The 17,116-nt window shown below is 63.2% G+C and carries 14 protein-coding genes and 1 tRNA gene; 4 read left to right on the forward strand and 11 right to left on the reverse strand.

The genetic code is table 11. From position 1 onward, the window contains the following. Positions 1 to 5: 5 nt before the first annotated feature. From pstA to NKH22_RS21140, 4 genes are all read right to left on the reverse strand, one after another. Entirely contained in the window at positions 6 to 1,322 is a 1,317-nt protein-coding gene (gene pstA / locus NKH22_RS21125; RefSeq protein WP_023683971.1) for a phosphate ABC transporter permease PstA, read from the reverse strand. Further along, on the reverse strand, positions 1,319 to 2,779 hold the full coding sequence (gene pstC, locus NKH22_RS21130) for a phosphate ABC transporter permease subunit PstC (RefSeq protein ID WP_352538619.1): 1,461 nt from the start codon (positions 2,777 to 2,779) through the stop codon (positions 1,319 to 1,321). The genes pstA and pstC overlap by 4 nt, the downstream gene beginning before the upstream one ends. Before the next feature lie 95 nt (positions 2,780 to 2,874). Continuing rightward, positions 2,875 to 3,903, reverse strand: a complete 1,029-nt coding sequence (locus NKH22_RS21135) for a substrate-binding domain-containing protein (RefSeq protein ID WP_352538618.1) — start codon at positions 3,901 to 3,903, stop codon at positions 2,875 to 2,877. A 496-nt stretch (positions 3,904 to 4,399) separates the two neighbouring features. Next, a complete protein-coding gene (locus NKH22_RS21140; protein ID WP_352910820.1) occupies positions 4,400 to 8,908 on the reverse strand; it encodes a PAS domain-containing hybrid sensor histidine kinase/response regulator in 4,509 nt (1,502 codons plus the stop codon). A 242-nt stretch (positions 8,909 to 9,150) separates the two neighbouring features. On the opposite strand from NKH22_RS21140, the gene NKH22_RS21145 reads away from it, so the two are divergent. Beyond that, positions 9,151 to 9,507 carry a hypothetical protein gene (locus tag NKH22_RS21145; protein WP_023742935.1) on the forward strand — a complete coding sequence of 119 codons (357 nt, stop codon included), beginning with the start codon at positions 9,151 to 9,153 and terminating at the stop codon, positions 9,505 to 9,507. A 110-nt stretch (positions 9,508 to 9,617) separates the two neighbouring features. On the opposite strand, the gene NKH22_RS21150 is transcribed toward NKH22_RS21145, so the two are convergent. Beyond that, on the reverse strand, positions 9,618 to 10,529 hold the full coding sequence (locus tag NKH22_RS21150) for a DUF2865 domain-containing protein (RefSeq protein WP_023822595.1): 912 nt from the start codon (positions 10,527 to 10,529) through the stop codon (positions 9,618 to 9,620). Positions 10,530 to 10,821: 292 nt separating this feature from the next. Between NKH22_RS21150 and NKH22_RS21155 the strand changes: the two genes are divergently transcribed. Continuing rightward, positions 10,822 to 11,037 (forward strand): hypothetical protein, encoded by a 216-nt coding sequence (locus tag NKH22_RS21155; protein WP_023670117.1) that lies wholly within the window; start codon positions 10,822 to 10,824, stop codon positions 11,035 to 11,037. 134 nt (positions 11,038 to 11,171) lie between these two features. On the opposite strand, the gene tolA is transcribed toward NKH22_RS21155, so the two are convergent. From tolA to NKH22_RS21185, 6 genes are all read right to left on the reverse strand, one after another. Then, positions 11,172 to 11,540, reverse strand: a complete 369-nt coding sequence (gene tolA, locus NKH22_RS21160; protein ID WP_352538615.1) for a cell envelope integrity protein TolA — start codon at positions 11,538 to 11,540, stop codon at positions 11,172 to 11,174. A 215-nt stretch (positions 11,541 to 11,755) separates the two neighbouring features. Next, positions 11,756 to 12,637, reverse strand: coding sequence for a glutathione S-transferase family protein (locus NKH22_RS21165; protein WP_352910824.1), 882 nt, complete (start codon positions 12,635 to 12,637; stop codon positions 11,756 to 11,758). Positions 12,638 to 12,662: 25 nt separating this feature from the next. Beyond that, positions 12,663 to 13,244, reverse strand: coding sequence for a VOC family protein (locus NKH22_RS21170; protein WP_023670120.1), 582 nt, complete (start codon positions 13,242 to 13,244; stop codon positions 12,663 to 12,665). A 594-nt stretch (positions 13,245 to 13,838) separates the two neighbouring features. After that, positions 13,839 to 13,913: transfer RNA gene (locus NKH22_RS21175), tRNA-Glu, on the reverse strand. Between the two features lie 92 nt (positions 13,914 to 14,005). Further along, positions 14,006 to 14,413, reverse strand: a complete 408-nt coding sequence (locus tag NKH22_RS21180; protein ID WP_023693672.1) for a VOC family protein — start codon at positions 14,411 to 14,413, stop codon at positions 14,006 to 14,008. A gap of 13 nt (positions 14,414 to 14,426) precedes the next feature. Next, positions 14,427 to 14,807 carry a hypothetical protein gene (locus tag NKH22_RS21185; RefSeq protein ID WP_023690093.1) on the reverse strand — a complete coding sequence of 127 codons (381 nt, stop codon included), beginning with the start codon at positions 14,805 to 14,807 and terminating at the stop codon, positions 14,427 to 14,429. A gap of 25 nt (positions 14,808 to 14,832) precedes the next feature. Here NKH22_RS21185 and NKH22_RS21190 point away from each other — a divergent pair, with 25 nt between their 5' ends. Both NKH22_RS21190 and rpoH read left to right on the forward strand, forming a co-directional pair. After that, positions 14,833 to 15,891, forward strand: a complete 1,059-nt coding sequence (locus NKH22_RS21190) for an RluA family pseudouridine synthase (RefSeq protein WP_023693671.1) — start codon at positions 14,833 to 14,835, stop codon at positions 15,889 to 15,891. A gap of 244 nt (positions 15,892 to 16,135) precedes the next feature. Beyond that, on the forward strand, positions 16,136 to 17,047 hold the full coding sequence (gene rpoH, locus NKH22_RS21195) for an RNA polymerase sigma factor RpoH (protein WP_023670124.1): 912 nt from the start codon (positions 16,136 to 16,138) through the stop codon (positions 17,045 to 17,047). The last annotated feature ends 69 nt before the right edge of the window (positions 17,048 to 17,116 follow it).

Raw genomic sequence — 17,116 nt, forward strand, 5'->3', positions numbered from 1 at the left:
TTTTTCTACCAGCGCCGCTCGAACCGGCGCCGGAGCACGATCGCGGTGATGTTCATGGCCATGAGGAAGACGAGCAGGATGATGATGGCGCCGGACATGCGCTCGACAAAAGCGCGCTCAGCCTCGTTTGCCCACATATAGATCTGAACCGGCAGCGCGGTCGCCGGATCGAAAGGCGTCGTCGGATAATCGGCGACGAAAGCGACCATGCCGATCAAGAGCAGCGGTGCTGTCTCGCCGAGCGCACGCGCCAGGCCGATGATGGTGCCGGTAAGGATGCCTGGGGCGGCAAGCGGCAGGATGTGATGGAACACCATCTGCATCTTGGAGGCGCCGAGACCTAGGGCCGCCGAGCGGATCGACGGCGGCACCGCGGCGAGGGCGGCGCGCGTGGCGATGATGATGGTCGGCAGCGTCATCAGCGTCAGCACCAGGCCGCCGACGAAGGAAGCCGAGCGCGGCATGCCGAGGAAGTTGATGAACACGGCAAGGCCAAGCAGACCGAAGACGATCGACGGCACCGCCGCGAGATTGTTGATGTTGACTTCGATCAGGTCCGTAAAGCGGTTCTTCTTGGCGAATTCCTCGAGATAGATCGAGGCGGCGACGCCGATCGGCAGCGCCAGCAACAGCACGATCACCATCATGTAGAACGAGCCGATGATCGCCACGCCCATGCCCGACGTTTCGGGCCGGCTGGAGGCGCCATAGGTGAACAGGCCGGTGTTGAAATGCTCGGCCATCACGCCGTCGGCTTTAAGCTTGTTCATCCAGTCGATCTGCTGGTTGGACACCTTGCGGCGCGCTTCATCGACGCCGAGGTCGATCTGACCCTTGAAGGCCGAGTCGAGGTTCGCGGCAGCCAGGATGTCGACGTCACGCGTCCTGCCGATCACCGACGGATCGGCGGAGACGATGTCGCGCAGCTGGACGCGGGCGCCTTCCGACAGGAAGCCCTTGAGCTTCAGCATCATCGGCTTGTTGGCCGGATCGATGCCGAGCTTGGCCACCAGCGCGTTTTCGGCGAGCTTGGGATAGTTCGCCTTGATCAGCACGGTAGGGTCGGTGGCGCGCTTGCCGGAGGGATCGATCACCTTCTCGTCGAAGGTGACCGGCAGCGTCACCGTCGTCTGCCAGAAGGCGGTGTAGCCTTTCGAGACGATGGTGATCAGCATGATGGCCAGGAACGCCAGGCCCACCGAGATCGCAATCACGCCATAGATGCGGAACCGGCGTTCGGCGGCATAGCGCGCCTTCAGCCCGATGTCGCGGCGCGGACGCGCGACGGCACCCGCCATCGTGTCCAGGGGGATGTCGGTCATTCGTACTGCTCCCGGTACTTGCGCACGATGTAGAGGGCGACGATGTTCATCACCAGCGTCAGCGCGAACAGCGTCAGGCCGAGCGCGAAGGCGACCAGCGTCTGCGGCGAGTTGAACTCGAGATCGCCGGTCAGCTGGTTGACAATCTTGACGGTGATGGTCGTCATCGCCTCGAACGGATTGGCCGTCAGATTGGCGGCGACGCCCGCCGCCAGCACGACGATCATCGTCTCGCCGATGGCGCGCGACGCCGTCAACAGGATGGCGCCGACGATGCCGGGCAGTGCCGCCGGCAGGATCACCCGCTTGATCGTCTCGGAGCGCGTGGCACCGAGGCCGAGCGAGCCGTCACGCATTGCGCGCGGCACCGCGGTGATGATGTCGTCGGACAAAGAGGACACGACCGGGATCAGCATGACGCCCATCACCAGACCGGCGGTGAAGATGCTCTGGCCCTGGATGAAGGGCGAGCCGCCGGTGAGTGCCGCCGACAGGTCGCGCAAGAACGGTCCGAGCGTGACAACGGCGAAGATGCCGTAGACGATGGTCGGAATGCCGGCCAGCAGTTCCAACGCCGGCTTGACCACCGAGCGCACACCGCGCGAGGCATATTCGGACATGTAGACCGCCGACATCAGCCCGACCGGCACTGCCACCAGAAGGGCGACGGCGGCGATGTAGAGCGTGCCGGCAAGAAGCGGGATCAGGCCGAACTGACCCCGGCTGCCGCCGGAACCGGCGGCGGCGAAACGCGGATCCCACACCGTGCCGAAGAAGAAGCTCATCGGCGACACGCTCTCGAAGAAGGTGATGGTCTGGAACAGCATCGACAGCACGATGCCGACCGTGGTCAGGATGGCGATGGTCGAGGCCGCAAGCAGCCCCCACAGCATCAGCTTCTCGACGTTGTTGCGCGCCCTGGCGCGCGGCGCGATCTGCCTCAGCGCATAGAAGGCGCCGGCGACCGACAGCGCGAAGGTCAGCACGGCGCTGAACAGGCCGAGCCGGTCCTGGACCTGGTTCGCCTCGACCGCGATCGGGATCATATAGTCCTGGGTGTCACTGGCCAGTGCCACGCCCTTGGCGGCGAGCAGCGGCTGCAATTCGGCGAAAGTAGCGGGAAGTGCGGTATCGCCATCGAGCCGGCGCAGGCCCTTGGCCAGGCTCTTCACCAGGCTGGCGTCGAGCGCTTCGCTGGCCACCTTTGTGTCGGCGGTGCGCTCGGGCAAAGCGGCATGGATATGCCGGTCGAGATAGAAGGAAGAGCCGATATCCCAGACGGCGAGCAAAAGGACGGCAGGCAGGACCGCGAGCAGAAAGGCCCACCAGCCATGATAATGCGCGCGCGAATGCGGCTTGACCTTGCCGGTATCCTGCGCCGCGGCGCGCTGGCGGCCGACCACAAAAGCGACCACGCCTATGGCGATGACTATGGCGAGTACGAGCAAGGACGACATAACCCACCCCAGGGAAAATTCAGATCGCCGCAGCCGTTTCGGCAAGCGGCGAAGTCAGGGCGCGGAGTTCATCCGCGCCCTGATCCGTCCGTTGATTACATTGTCTTTCCAGCGGCGAAGGCGTCGCGCTGGCCCTGACGTTCGGCGTCGGGAGCGGAAACCAGGCCGTACTGGGCGAGCGGGCTTTCCGGGCCGATCATCTGGTCATCAAGGAAGAACTCGACATATTCCTTGAGGCCGGGAACGACGCCCAGATGCGCCTTCTTGACGTAGAAGAACAACGGCCGCGACACGGGGTACGTGCCATCGGCGATGGTCTGCGTCGAAGGCACGATGCCTTCCACGGTAGCGACCTTCAGCTTGTCGGCATTGTTCTCGTAGAAGGCGAGGCCGAACACGCCAACGCCGCTCTTGTTGGAGTCGATGCGGGCCAGCGTCTCGGTGTAGTCGCCGTCAATGTCGACAGCCTTGCCGTCTTTGCGGATGGCGATGCAGGTCTTGCCGATTTCCTTGTCGTCGGCGATGCCGGCAGCCTTCAAAGCGGCCTTGTCGCAGCCGGCGTCGAGCAGCTTGGTCTCGAACACTTCACGGGTGCCGTGCTTCTCACCCGGGATATAGGCGGCGATATCCCAGTCGGGCAGCTTCGGATTGACCTGGTTCCACTTGGTGTTCGGGTTGTCGACCAGCTTGCCGTCGACCACCAGCTTGGCGGCGAGCGCCTTGTAGATGTCGGCGGGAACCAGCGCCCAGTCCGGACCCTTGATGTCGGAGGCAAAGACGATGCCGTCATAGCCGATGCGGACTTCCTGGACGTCCTTGACGCCGGCGTCGGCGCAGGACTTCAGCTCGTCCTTCTTGATCGGGCGCGAGGAGTTGGCGATGTCGATCGTGTCTTCGCCGACGCCCTTGCAGAACTCCTTGATGCCGGCGCCGCTGCCGCCGGACTCGACCACCGGGGTCTTGAAGTTGGTGAAGGTTTCGCCGAACTGCTCGGCGACGATCTTGGCGTAAGGCAGCACGGTCGACGAACCGGCGACCTGGATCTGGTCACGCGCAGCGGCGACACCGGACGATGCGGCGAACGCTACCGCCACGGCCGATGCCGTAACGAGGAATTTCTTCATGTGGCCTGCTCCTGTTCGGAAGATGGTCTCTTGGCGCCCTCTTCAAACCGGCGCCCGCTGAGGCCAATAGCCTTCGATTATTACAGTCGCATGACAGTTTCGTGTCAGCCCGGTAACGTCGCACAGACGCCTCGTGAGCCGCAGCCTTTAAGCCGGTTTGTGGGGATGGAAGTGCCGCTGGAATCAGACGCTTGCGCGATTCGTGCTGGCATCAAGTCCCGGCACACCGCAGGCCGCGATGCCGAGAAAGAAAAACCGGACGGGAGCGCGTTGCCCGTGGCCAGAGCGAATCTTGGCCGAGCCATCGCCAAAAACAGGTCCGTTGGGGTAGATTCGACGCTGTTTCTTGTCGGCGGTCGCTTGCTCCCGCCCGTAACTGAATGAGCGGTTTCGTCGCGACCATTGTCCTGACTGGGCGCCAGCTTTGATATGGTGCGATCGCACCATAGCCTTGGCTGTTGCGGCGCGGCCGAATCCCGGCCGGCGCCGCAGGTTGCTATCCAGCGTCTCGTTGGGCTTCGCCTGATATGCCGACCCAGCGCTCGACCTTTTCGAGCAGCGCCCTGGGGCTGATCGGCTTGGGCAAATAGTCATCCATCCCGGCTTCCAGGCAGCGCTCGCGGTCGCCCTTCAAGGCATGCGCGGTGACGCCGACGATCGGGATATGCATACCCGTATGTTCTTCAAGCCGGCGAATTGCGGCGGTGGCCTCGAGCCCGTTCATCTCCGGCATCGAGACGTCCATCAGGATCATGCGCGGATTAAGCCGGCCGAAGGCATCAAGCGCCTTGCGGCCGTTGCCGACGATTTCGAAACTGTAGCCGGTTTCGCCGATTATCTGGGTGAACACCATCTGGTTCACTTCATTGTCCTCCGCAACGAGGATGTCGAGCCGGCGTTCATCCCCGGCGGCCCGGGCGCGGGCACGAACCGGCGGCGGTTGCAGCAGGGCGCGTTCCGAGGCAGCGAGCGGCGGCTTTGCCGGCGACGGTTCGTTCCTGCCGCCACCGGAACCGCTGCTTGCCGCCGGCAGCACACGGCCGCCCGTGATGTTGTGATGGTGCCGCTGGATGGTGGCGACCAGCGTTTCCAGAAGCACCGAGGAACGCGCCGGCTTGATCAGCTGGGCGTCGATGCCGAGATCGCGATAGCTGGTGTTGGCGAGCGACTGGTCGACCGAAGTCAGCATGATGATCGGCGTGTCGGCCAGCCCTGCGGTGTTGCGCACGACGCGCGCCATTTCGGCGCCGCTCATCCCCGGCATCTGATAATCGAGCACGACGCAATCGACCGGCACGCCATAGGCAGCCGCGGCGACCAGCACCTTGAGCCCTTCGGGTCCGCTTTCGGCGGCGCAGGAATCGAAGGTCCATGACGCCATCTGCTCGCTCAGGATCGATCGGTTGACGGCATTGTCGTCGACGATCAGCACCCGTGAGCCGGTCACGTCGACCGGCAAGATCCGCCGTCCGGTCTGTTCCTCGGCCCTGGGCAATGTCACGGTGAACCAGAAGGTCGAGCCCTTGCCTTCGGCGCTCTCGACACCGATCTCGCCGCCCATCAACTCGACCAGCCGCGAGGTGATGGCGAGCCCGAGCCCTGTGCCTTCGTGGCGTCTCGTCGACGAGGTGTCGGCCTGACTGAATTTTTCGAAGACGAGCTTCAGTTTCTCGTGTGGAATGCCTATGCCGGTGTCGGTGACCGAAACGGTAAGCTTTGTCCCCGTCGGCCCCCTTTGTCCGGTCACGTCGACCAGCACGTGGCCTTCGTCGGTAAACTTCACCGCGTTGCCGACCAGATTGGTGACGATCTGCCTGATGCGACCGACATCGCCGACGAACAGGCTTTCCAGGCCCGGCTCGACGCGCACGATGAGCTCGAGGTCCTTCTCCTTGGCGCGCGTCGATATCAGCGTCGCCACATCCTCGATCGCTTCGGGCAGGTTGAAGGGCGCAGGGTCGAGCACCAGCTGTCCGGCATCGATCTTGGAGAAGTCCAGTATGTCGTTGATGATGGTCAAGAGCGCGTTACCCGACTTGACGATGATATCGGTGAACGTCTTCTGCTTGGGATCGAGGTCGGATTTGGCCAGCAACTCGGCCATGCCGAGTACGCCGTTCATCGGCGTGCGGATCTCGTGGCTCATATTGGCCAGGAATTCCGACTTGGCGCGGTCGGCCAGTACGGCGCGCTGGCGCGCCTCGCGCAGTTCGGCCTCGCGCAGCTTCAGTTCGGTGATGTCGGTGGTCGACCCAATCAGATAGAGCGAACCGTCGGACGCGATCATCGCGCCCTTGCGGGCGAACTGGTGGCGCACGCTGCCGTCGGCAAGCGTCACCGTTTCCTCGATCTCCTGTGTATCGCCTGTGCGCAGCACGGCGAGATCGCTGTTGACGAAGGCTTCGCCGTCCTCGCCGAAAATCTCGATGTCCGTCTTGCCGATCGCGTCTTCCCTGCGGAGGCCGGTGAGGTCGCACCAGCCCTTGTTGACGTAGAACTGCCTGAGGTCGGAGCGCTTGGCGTAGATCGACACCGGCACGTTGTCGATGAGATTGCGGAACACCTCGTTCTCGCGCATGCTCTCTTCCAACGCCTGCTCGCGCGCCTTGACGTCGGTGATGTCGGTGCTGGACCCGACCAGGTGCACCGACCCATCGAGCGCCACCAGCCGGCTCTTGCGCGTCATCAATTGCCGCACCGTGCCGTCGCGATGGGTAACGGGCTCCTCGATCTCGCGGCCGCGGCCGGTGACGACGACCTGGGTGTCGTCATGGGTGTAGGTTTCGGCGTCGTCTATGCCGAAAAGCTGGAGATCGGTTCGGCCGATGACCTCCTCCTTGGGGATGCCGGTCAGCGCGCACCAGGCCTTGTTGACGAATTCCATGCTCAGATCCTGCGCCTTGATGAAGGCGGCGACCGGCAGTTCGTCCATGACGTGGCGGAACAGGTCGATCTGGCGCATGCTTTCCTGCAGCGCCTTTTCGCGGCTCTTGATCTCCGAGATGTCGACGCGCACGCCGATGAAGGTGCCGTCCTCGGTGCGCATATCGTAGACCTGATACCAGCGGCCGTCGGGATTGCACCGTTCGTAGGAGGAGTTCGGCAGGCGGTAGCGGGCGAGAATGGCATCCAGCCAGATGTCTCGATCGCCGTCATAGAGCTTGTCGGTCTCCGGATCGCCACTGAAGCGGAAATATCCCACGGAATGTCCAAGTTCCAACGCCTCGCGGAAGCTGCGGCGAGGCTGCCATGCCGGTTTCAGCGCCGGCAGCGTGTCTTGCAGCTTGCGGTTTGCAAAGACGAACTTGTCGTCGCGGTCATAGATGATGACGGCCGCCGGCAGCGACTCCAGCACCGTGGCGAGATTCTTGCGGGCGTCCTCGGCCTCGGTCTCGCGGCGCTTCATGTCGGAAATGTCGAACAGGAAACCGGCGACATAGTTGCGGCCGCTGGGCATGCCGACGCGGTTCTTGCGCACGATGCGCGAGCGCTTGGCGCCCTCGGCGTCGAAAGTCTCCTCGACCTCGTAGGGCGTGCCGGTCGCCAGCACGGCGCGTTCGCTGTCTTCGAATTGCGCGGCGTCCTTTTGCTTGAGGAAGTCGCCGCCGGGTCTGCCAAGCATCGCTTGCGGGCTCTGTCCGAACAGTGCCGAAAATGCCTCATTGACGAAGACGAAACGCAGATTGTCGTCCTTGACGAAGATCGGGTCCTTGACGCCGTTGATCACCGCCTCGGCCAGCCGCGATTTCTCCAGTGCTTGGGCGAGTTCAGCCTCGCGATCCTTCATGTTGGTGACGTCGACATAGGAGATCAGCCTTTTGCCGCCGGCGAGCGGCGCCAGCGAGGCAATCAGCGTACGGCCGTCATTGCGTGGCAATTGCCTGGAGCCCACCAGGCCGGCCGAGATTTCTGCTTCGCGCTCGGCGATGTGGTCCTGCCATTCCGCATCGTCAGCACCGTACGGGTCCATATCGCGGCTGGCCTGCATCAGTTCGCGGAAGCCGCAGCCGATGCCGGCGCGTCGGGGATCGATTTCCCAGAAATCATAGAAGGCGCGGTTGATCACCTCCGCGCGCATGTCCGCATCGAGGACAAGCACGCCGATCGGCATCTGGTCGACCATCGTGCGAAGATTGGCGAAGGTCTCCGTGATTTTGGCGTTGGCACTCTCGATCTCTGCGTCGCGACGCTTGAGCTCGGAGACGTCGTAGTAGGTCAACAGCCGCTTGCCGCCGGACAATGCCGTCACCGAGAACATCATCGTCCTGCCGTTGGCATGGAGAAATTCGCGTGGCGCAACCGAGCCGGCGCTGATCTCCTCGATGCGGGTGGCGAGGTAGTGCTGCCACTGCTGTTCATCGAGATCGCCGTAGATGCCGTTGCGGCGGTTGAGTTCCATCAACAGGCTGAACGGCGCGCCGACCGTGACGGCGCCGTCGGGAATCCTGGAGAGCTCGCGATAGGCCTTGTTGACGATGAGCGTATCGAACTTCGCGTCAAGCACCACGACGCCCATATGCATGGCATCCATCGTCCGCTCGAGATCGGCGAGGTGCTGCGTGGCCTCGCCGGCCGGCGGATCGCTCTCCTCCTCCCGCAGTTCGTCCAGCGCACCGGCCAGTGCCGTGACGTTGCGGCCGATGCCGCGATAGCCGATGAATTCGCCTTCGCCGTCGAACCGCGGGGAACCGGTGATCGAAACCCAGCGGCAGCCGGGACGGCCGCCCTTCAACTCATAAACAAAGTCGCGAAACGGCCGATGCGCCTGCAGATCCTCCAGATGCGCGGCGGCGTGTCGATTGCCGTGCACCATCTGCTTGAGGAAATCGAAGCGGAAACGGCCAAGTATGCTGGCGGGATCGATGCCGGTGGCGGCCTGGTAGTTCTCCGAAAGCCAGGAAAAGCGCAGCTCGGCGTCGGTCTCCCAGACCCAGTCGGCGCCGGCCTCGACCAGTTCGCGCAGCGCTTCGGGCGAACCCCCGACGGACGTATCCTCGCCGTTCACCACCCCTTTTCGGGAACCGCGTCCGCCGCGTGTTCCAACAGTCCCGTCAGCCATCCCGTTCCCACCCCGAAAGCCAAGGCCGAACCCCCTCAGCGGTTCGCCGGCGGAATGTGCCCGAGAAGCATTAATGATCCGCTAACCATAACCAATCCAGACTGCGGCCAGAGCCACATTGCCCTGCGGTATTCCGCCGGTTGTCGGCGGAACCCCGGCCGGGCTATAAGTCGGCGGGGGTGTTGCTGATGACCGGTTGGATCGTGCCTTGTTTCCTGTGCCTGGCGCTGCTTGCGGGCAGCGGCTGCGCACGCAGCTATGACGGCACGGTGGTGATCCCGAAGCCGCTCGATATCAGGCGGGTCTGGGATCGCGATCCGTCGCAGACTGAGGCCAGCCGGATGCAGGCGGCAGCCGGTGTGTTTCCGACGCCGCCGCCGCAGGAGCCCTACCGGCTCGCGGCACGCAGGCACACAACACAAATAGCTGCGCCAAGCCGGCACGTCAGGTCCAGCCCGCCCAGCATGGCTTCCGAACCGGCCAATCCGCTCACCTGCAAGAATGTCAGCGAACCCGGCAAACGCTACAGGATGGTTTGCGAATAGCTGGTACTAGAGCAATTCCAGGAAAAGTGTGAAACGGTTTTCCGTCCGGAATTGCGTAAAACAAAGACATAGAGCGGTTCGCCGTTTCGGTGAAACGCTCTAGGCGCAGGTTACTCCGCCGGGAAGAAAGCCGGCCCGACCACCCTGACCGGCCGCGAGCCGGCCAATGGCTCGACCGATTGTCGCTGGGCGGCGCCCCTGGCCTCTGCAGCGTCTGCGCCAGGCTGGGGAAGTTGCGCCACGGTGCCAAGATCCGGCTTCGCTGACGGCAAAGGAATGATCGCGTTGGCCATATTGGCTGGCGTCACCGTGCGCGCTCTCAGCTCGGCAACGCGCCGGTGATAGCGCTTGAGGTCGCAGGCCCTGAAGTTCGCATCATCGCGATATTTGAAGGCCGTCGGCAGGTCCTTGTAGGATGTGCGCGTATCGAGCGCGACCATCTCTTCGGTTTCAAGGCTTGGGTCCCTGAGCATGTACAGGTCGACGCCGGCATCGTCGCAGATGTAGCGGCACTGATCGACCATCTCCTTGACATCGCCGCCTTGCACGAACTGCGATTTCGGCGCCGGGAAGAAATAGCCGTCGGAGAGACGAACGCAAAACAGCATCGAATTGCTGCCGATCATGGCGCCAGCCGGACGCTGTCTTTGTTGCCCGGCGGCGGGCCTGCAGCCGAGCGCGACGAGCCTGGCCTGCAGTCCGGACGCATCCCGGCGCGAAATCGCGGCGCCGACGATCTGGCGTTGCACCTGTGTGCGGCTTTTGGCGAGGTCGGCGCAAGCATTGAAGAAGCCCCCCACCGCACTTTGCGCCGTGCACCGGCGTTGCCTCTCCAGCCCCTGGATCGCCGCAAGCTGGCGGCGTAGCTGCGCAAGCTCGGAGCTGATCCCGCCGCTGCGGCCGGACGGTGCCAGTTGGCTCCTGAGCGCGGCGCATGGATCGGCAAGGGAAGCCGAAATGCCGAGGACGCTTGCCGCTACCGACACCAGTGCAAAGGTCACGACAAGCCACAAACGCATCATCGGCGACACCTGGTTCCTTGTACCCCTGTGGAGCCGATCGCCGCTCCAGCCGATTGAGCCTCAATGCGGGAGGTAAGTCTAATTCAAGAGACGCCAGCAACCGCCAGGTATTTTATGCCGAGTGTATTATGCCGGTTCCTGTAAATTCGCTATTACACTTTTGTTTCAAGATTGAGACGAGGCCAGGCTCGGGCGAGCCCGGGCCGCCGCAATCATCGATCCCGCGTTATCGGCCCTTGCGGATGAAACCTTTCTCCGGTGTCTCGCGTTGTGTCGGGCAAAGGAGACGAAGATGTCTATTCACTTCACTGTCTCTGGCCTGACCAGGAACCTGTTCCACTCGCTGGGGCTGGACCATGAGCGGGCGCCGAGAGCGCTCGATCCCGAACAGAGCCTGTTGCTGGAATGCTATCTGGCCGGACAGATTCCGGAATCCGCCTGGGCCGACTACGTCTTCGAGGCGCCGGAACTGCAGCGGCATGTCGATATCAGACGCCCGCACAACTGATCAGAGCAACTTCAGGAAATGTGTGAGTCGTTTTTCCGGGAAAAGCGCGTAGCGCTTTCCCCTGGGAATTGCGTCAAGACAACGAGAGAGGGGGTCGCCGTTTCTGTGAAACGGTGAAACGCTCGCCCGCTCGCCTACTGCTTGGGCGAAGCGAATTGCACGGTGAAGACATTGCCCGCGACGCCTTGCGCCAGCGTCGGCGAGAAGCTCAACGGCAGGCACTTTTGCAGGGCAGTGGTTGCGGCGTCGACGAATGATTTCCTGGTATCCGCATCGCCATCGACCTTGATCGCCGTCGGCCGCGGCGGGCCAATCAGCGTGCCGTCGCGCTTGAAGCTGAAGCTCAAGGTGACGCTGGCATTTCCAACACCCGCCGGCGGCGTCCAGCACGCCTGGATGGCATCGCCGACCTCCGCCATCGTGTCGAGCGGCGCGGCATCGGACGGGTAGCCTCCGACCGACACAACACCGGCAATCGCAAACACTCTCGCTACGCCCTTCATCGCAAAGCTCCTCGTGTGTCGTCCGCCGACCATGATGGTAGGGTCGAAGCAGACGATGGCAATATGCCTGATGTCTTACAGCATGAGACGCGCCTGATGGCGCATCGGCGAAAAGCAAAAGGCCGGCATTGCGCCGACCTTTCCCTTCACCCTTGCGCCAGTACATCCGTGGTCGCGCGGTGCCTTCAATAGACAGCGTTCTGGTTAATGAATCCTTAGCTTTGCGCGCTGGCCTGCGACTTCACATAGGCGATGTAGCCGCGCACGTCGCCGGCCGGCTCGGCATAGGCCTGGCCGAGTTTCTTCTCCATCGCCGCGACATACTCCTTGGCCCATTTTGGCAGCGCATAATCGATGACGGCCAGGAACTCCAGCGTCGATGCCAGGCGTATGTCGGCGATCGACGGGTGCTTGCCGCCGATGAACGGCTTGCCGTCCCTGAAGAAGGAGTGAAACACCTCCAGCGGCTCGGCAATGGCGGCCATGGCGGCCTTCTGCGCCTCGGACTTCTTCTCCGGATGAGCGTCGCTATGGCCGACCTCGCCGGCGTAATGCGGAAAACCCAGCGCCGGATAGGTGGCGCGCGCCACATACGGGTAGAGCGTGCCGATCAGGTAGAACATGGCGCTGTCGACCATCGCCCGCTTGGCCGGCGCCTTGGGATAGAATTTCTCCAGCCCGTGCTTGTTGGCGAGATACTGCATGATGGCACAGCTCTCCCACAGCACGCCGCGCGGCAGCCCCTTGTCCTCGATCATCGGCGTCAGATGCGCCGGATTGCGCGCCATATATTCGGGCGAGCGCGTGTGGCCCCAAGCGTCGGTCTCGGCGGCGTCGAACCCGGCCGCACGGGCAAACACCCGGACGGTCATGTTGTTGACGCTCGGCTTCAGCATCGAGAGCTTCAGCGCCGGTTTTTTCGCCGCCTTGACCTTCGGCCCCGACATCTTAGTAGCCGGCTTTGTCGCGGCTTTCGCGGCCGGCTTCGCGGCTGCCTTCGGCGCGGCCTTTACGGCCGCCTTTGCGGCCGGCTTCGCTGCCGCTTTTGCTGCTGGCTTGGCCGCTGGTTTGCCAGCGCTCTTAACTGTCTTTGCCATTATGGTCCTCCCCTTTTGCTGGCCGTCAGTATGGATTCTTCGGCGTCCGGTCGTCCGACAAGGTCGCGCGCGACCGTTCGACCAGCGTCTGGATCGCGTCGGCAAGGTGCACTTCGGCGATGTTGTAGTCGCCGCGCGCAACGCGCAGCTTGTGCGCCTGCATCAGCACATCGGCGTGGGTGAAGCCGGCCGGCGGCTCAAAGCGATAGGACGCCAGTTCGATCAAGAGGCCGAGCGGATCCTCGAAATAGATCGAATCCATGAAGCCGCGATCCTTGACGCCGCTGTGCTTGATGGCGCGCTCGTCGAGCCGGGCGACCGCCTGCAGGAAGGTCACGCGCGACACCGAGAACGCAATATGATGGACGCAGCCCGGTTCGGTGGGCGTGCGCCGCTTGACCGGCGTGCGGCTCTCGTCGGTGAAGACGGTGATCAGCCTGCCGTCGCCGGGATCGAAATAAAGATGGCTTTCGCTTGGCTTGTCGAGGTTGGGCTGCTCGAAAATGAACGGCATGCCGAGCACGCCTTCCCAGAAATCGATCGAGGTCCGGCGGCCGGCGCCGACGAGCGTGATGTGATGGACGCCCTGCGACTGCAATTTCTGCATCGGTGTCCTCCTCCCCGACCCTCGCCTATGTTCCCCGGCGTCTTGGGCGCCGCAAAGAGCCCTTTGGCTAGGCTTCGTACATGATGCTAGTGCAATTGGCAGCGCCGCGCCACAAGCTCGCGGAGACTGCCGGCGCTGGATGGTGAAAGAGGCTTAAGGTTGCATGACCTGAGGCTACGCAACGGCTCTGAGTTCGGCCTCCGCCAGCGTGCCCAGGCCCGCGCATTCGGCGCATGCCATGGTCTGCCCGGGACAGCCGGCCCGATGCGTACCTTGCGGGCAGCAATGCCCTTTCGACTCACGCCATTTCAAGCAATCGAAAACCTGCCCGCTGCCGTGACAGCACGGGCATATCATTTTTGCCGAATTCATGCCTGCTATGCCAAACCAAATCCGCGTTGCCGCAGATGCTATCCCCGCACCGCAAGTAACAGAGATCGCTACGCTTTCAAGCGTCGCGGCCTGACTTAAATTGGGTGTATTCGGGTGCGCGGACTTGCCGAATTTCGCTGATGCCGCCGACCCTCGCGGTCACACGCGATCCGCGCGGCTGCTGCCCGAAATTTTCGATGATGCGGAAGGAAAGTCGTTGTTTGGTACGCCCAAGGGGAATCGAACCCCTGTTCCCGCCGTGAGAGGGCGGTGTCCTGACCGCTAGACGATGGGCGCGTTCAAGAACCGGCGATATAGGCTGACGGTTTGGAAAAAGCAACTGGGCTTCGAACCGCCGGACCGCTTCTGTGCAATCTCGGTTTGCGGACTTAGCGTTTCGGCTCGATCAGGTCCCACAGATTGCCGTAGAGATCGGCGAAAACCGCCACGGTGCCGTACGGCTCATGGCGTGGCGTTTCATGGAAATCGACGCCGTTTTCCAGCATCGTCGCATGGTCCCTGGCAAAATCGTCGGTTTCGAGAAACAAAACCACGCGGCCGCCGGTCTGGTCGCCGACGCGGCTTTTCTGCACATCGTCCAACGCTTCCGCCAGAAGCAGCCGGGGGCCTTGCCCGGCCGACGGCGTTACCGTCACCCAGCGCTTGCCGTCACCGAGATCGATGTTGTCGCAGAGCGCAAAGCCAAGCTTGCCGACATACCAGGCAATCGCCTCGTCATAATCGGCGACGACGAGCGTGACGGTTGCTATGCGGCGATGGTCGGCAAACCCGGTCATTGTTTCGGCCCGCTCATTTGTTGCGGATGGCGAAGCGGCCGATGATACGGCGCTCGGCGATGTCGTAGACGAAGATGGTGCGGCTGCCGTCGCTGAGCTCGGCGTCGATCGAAATGCGATTGCCCGACAGAGCCTGGCTGATCACCTTGGCTCCGACCGGGAGCACTATGTCGGCCGCGAGCGGCTCGCCGGGCGGAACTGGAATGTCGTTGGCGAGCGGCGGGTTCGCGGGCGGCGCTTTGCGCGATTTGTAGACAATGGCTGCGATCACCACCATAAGGGCCAGCAAAAGCAGGCCGAGATTGATGGCCATGAAACGGATGAGCCTGCCGCGCACCTTTTCGATCTCGGGATCGAGCGGCTTTTCTTCTTCATCGGCAACGGGCCGGGCCATGGCAGAACTTCCGGAACTTTTTTCGATGAGCGCTCATAGCGAAGAGACCCCTGAATTGATAGAGGCTGGACAATTCATAGAGGCGGCGCCAACCGTGCTCGAAGCCGGCGCGGAAGCGGCCGGCCAGCGCCTCGACCAGTGGCTGGCGAGCGCCCTTGGTCCCGACATGTCGCGCAGCCGGGTGCAGATGCTGATCCGGCAAGGTGCCGTTTCGATCGACGGCAAGCCGGTCGACGAGACCAAGCGCAAGATGAGTGCCGGCGAGCGCGTATCGGTCGTCATGCCCGAGCCGGAACCGGCCGAACCGCAAGGCGAGGCCATCGTGCTCGACGTGCTTTATGAGGACGACGAGCTGATCGTCATCAACAAGCCGGCCGGCCTCGTCGTCCATCCCGGCGCCGGCAACTGGACCGGCACGCTGGTCAACGCCCTGATCCACCACTGCGGCAACAGTCTTTCCGGCATTGGCGGCGTCAGGCGGCCGGGCATCGTCCATAGGCTGGACAAGGAAACGAGCGGCGTCATGGTGGTGGCCAAGACCGACCGCGCCCACAAGGCGCTGTCGGAGGCCTTTGCCGACCACGGCCGCACCGGCGACCTCGAACGTGCTTATTTGGCGCTGGTCTGGGGAATCCCGTCGCGGCCGACCGGAACGGTCGACGCGCCGCTTGGCCGTGCCGCCGACCGCGTGCGCCGCGCCGTCGTGCCGGAAGGCCGTGACGACGCCCGCCACGCCGTGACCCATTTCACCGTCAAGGAGCGTTTCGGCGAGGGCCAGCAGGCGTTTGCCACCGCCAGCCTGGTCGAATGCCGGCTGGAAACCGGCCGCACCCACCAGATCCGCGTCCACATGGCCCATATCGGCCATCCCGTCATCGGTGACCCGGATTACGGCCAGGCCTTCCGCACCAAGGCCAACCGGCTGCCTGAACTGCTGAAGGGTCAGGTCAAGGCGTTTTCCAGGCAAGCTTTGCATGCCTGGCTCCTTGCATTTCGGCACCCGGCTACCCATTTATCGATGAGGTTCGAGGCGCCGATACCGGGGGACATGGAGGAACTCGTCGGCGGCTTTCGCAAACTCTGAACCCCAGCTATTCCAGGAAAAGTGTGAAACGGTTTTCCGTCCGGAATTGCGTCTAAACAAGCCAGCTAAAACCTGAGCGGCATTGTTCACTTCAGCGTGACACACTGTTTCGTGTTGAACAAATGCCTGTCTTTTCTGGTTTTGTTCCTATATAACTCAGTTGCCGCGGGCGAGCCTTTTGGTGCTCGCGTCACATGCCCGCCGCGTTTCGGGGGCATCACTCCAATAGAGAGGGGGCGCAATCATGGCCCAGTCACTACCCAGTATTGTTTCCGGCGAAGGCGGCCTCAGCCGCTACCTGGAAGAAATCCGCCGCTTTCCCATGCTTCAGCCGCAGGAAGAGTACATGCTCGCCAAGCGTTACGCCGAGCATGAAGACACCAGCGCTGCGCACAAGCTCGTCACCAGCCACCTTCGGCTCGTTGCCAAGATCGCCATGGGCTATCGCGGCTACGGCCTGCCGATCGGCGAAGTGATCTCGGAAGGCAATGTCGGCCTGATGCAGGCCGTCAAGAAATTCGAACCCGAGCGTGGCTTCCGCCTCGCTACCTACGCCATGTGGTGGATCAAGGCCTCGATCCAGGAGTACATCCTGCGCTCGTGGAGCCTGGTCAAGATGGGCACGACCGCCAATCAGAAGCGCCTGTTCTTCAACCTGCGCAAGGTGAAGGGCAAGATCCAGGCGCTGGACGATGGCGACCTCAAGCCCGACCAGATCACCGAGATCGCCACCCGGCTGAACGTGTCGGAAGCTGAAGTCGTGTCGATGAACCGCCGCCTGTCCGGCGACGCGTCGCTGAACGCGCCGATCCGCGCCAGCGAAGGTGAATCCGGCGAATGGCAGGACTGGCTGGTCGATGACCACGAAAGCCAGGAAGACATGCTGATCGAGCAGGACGAGCTGGAAAACCGCCGCGGCATGCTGTCGGGCGCTCTGGCCGTGCTCAACGATCGTGAGCGGCGCATCTTCGAGGCCCGCCGCCTCGCCGAGGAGCCGCTGACGCTGGAAGAACTGTCGTCCGAGTTCGACATCAGCCGCGAGCGCGTGCGCCAGATCGAGGTGCGCGCCTTCGAGAAGGTGCAGGACGCGGTCAAGGCCGCCGCCAAGCGCCAGATGCAGGCGCTGCGCACGATCGAGGCGCAGCCCGCGGCGTAAGGGTGGGTTCGGCTAAGGAACAAAGGCGGCGTCGGGAAACCGGCGCCGCCTTTTTTGTTTTGTCGTCCG

The organism is Mesorhizobium sp. M1252, assembly GCF_040318265.1.
Lineage (GTDB): Bacteria > Pseudomonadota > Alphaproteobacteria > Rhizobiales > Rhizobiaceae > Mesorhizobium.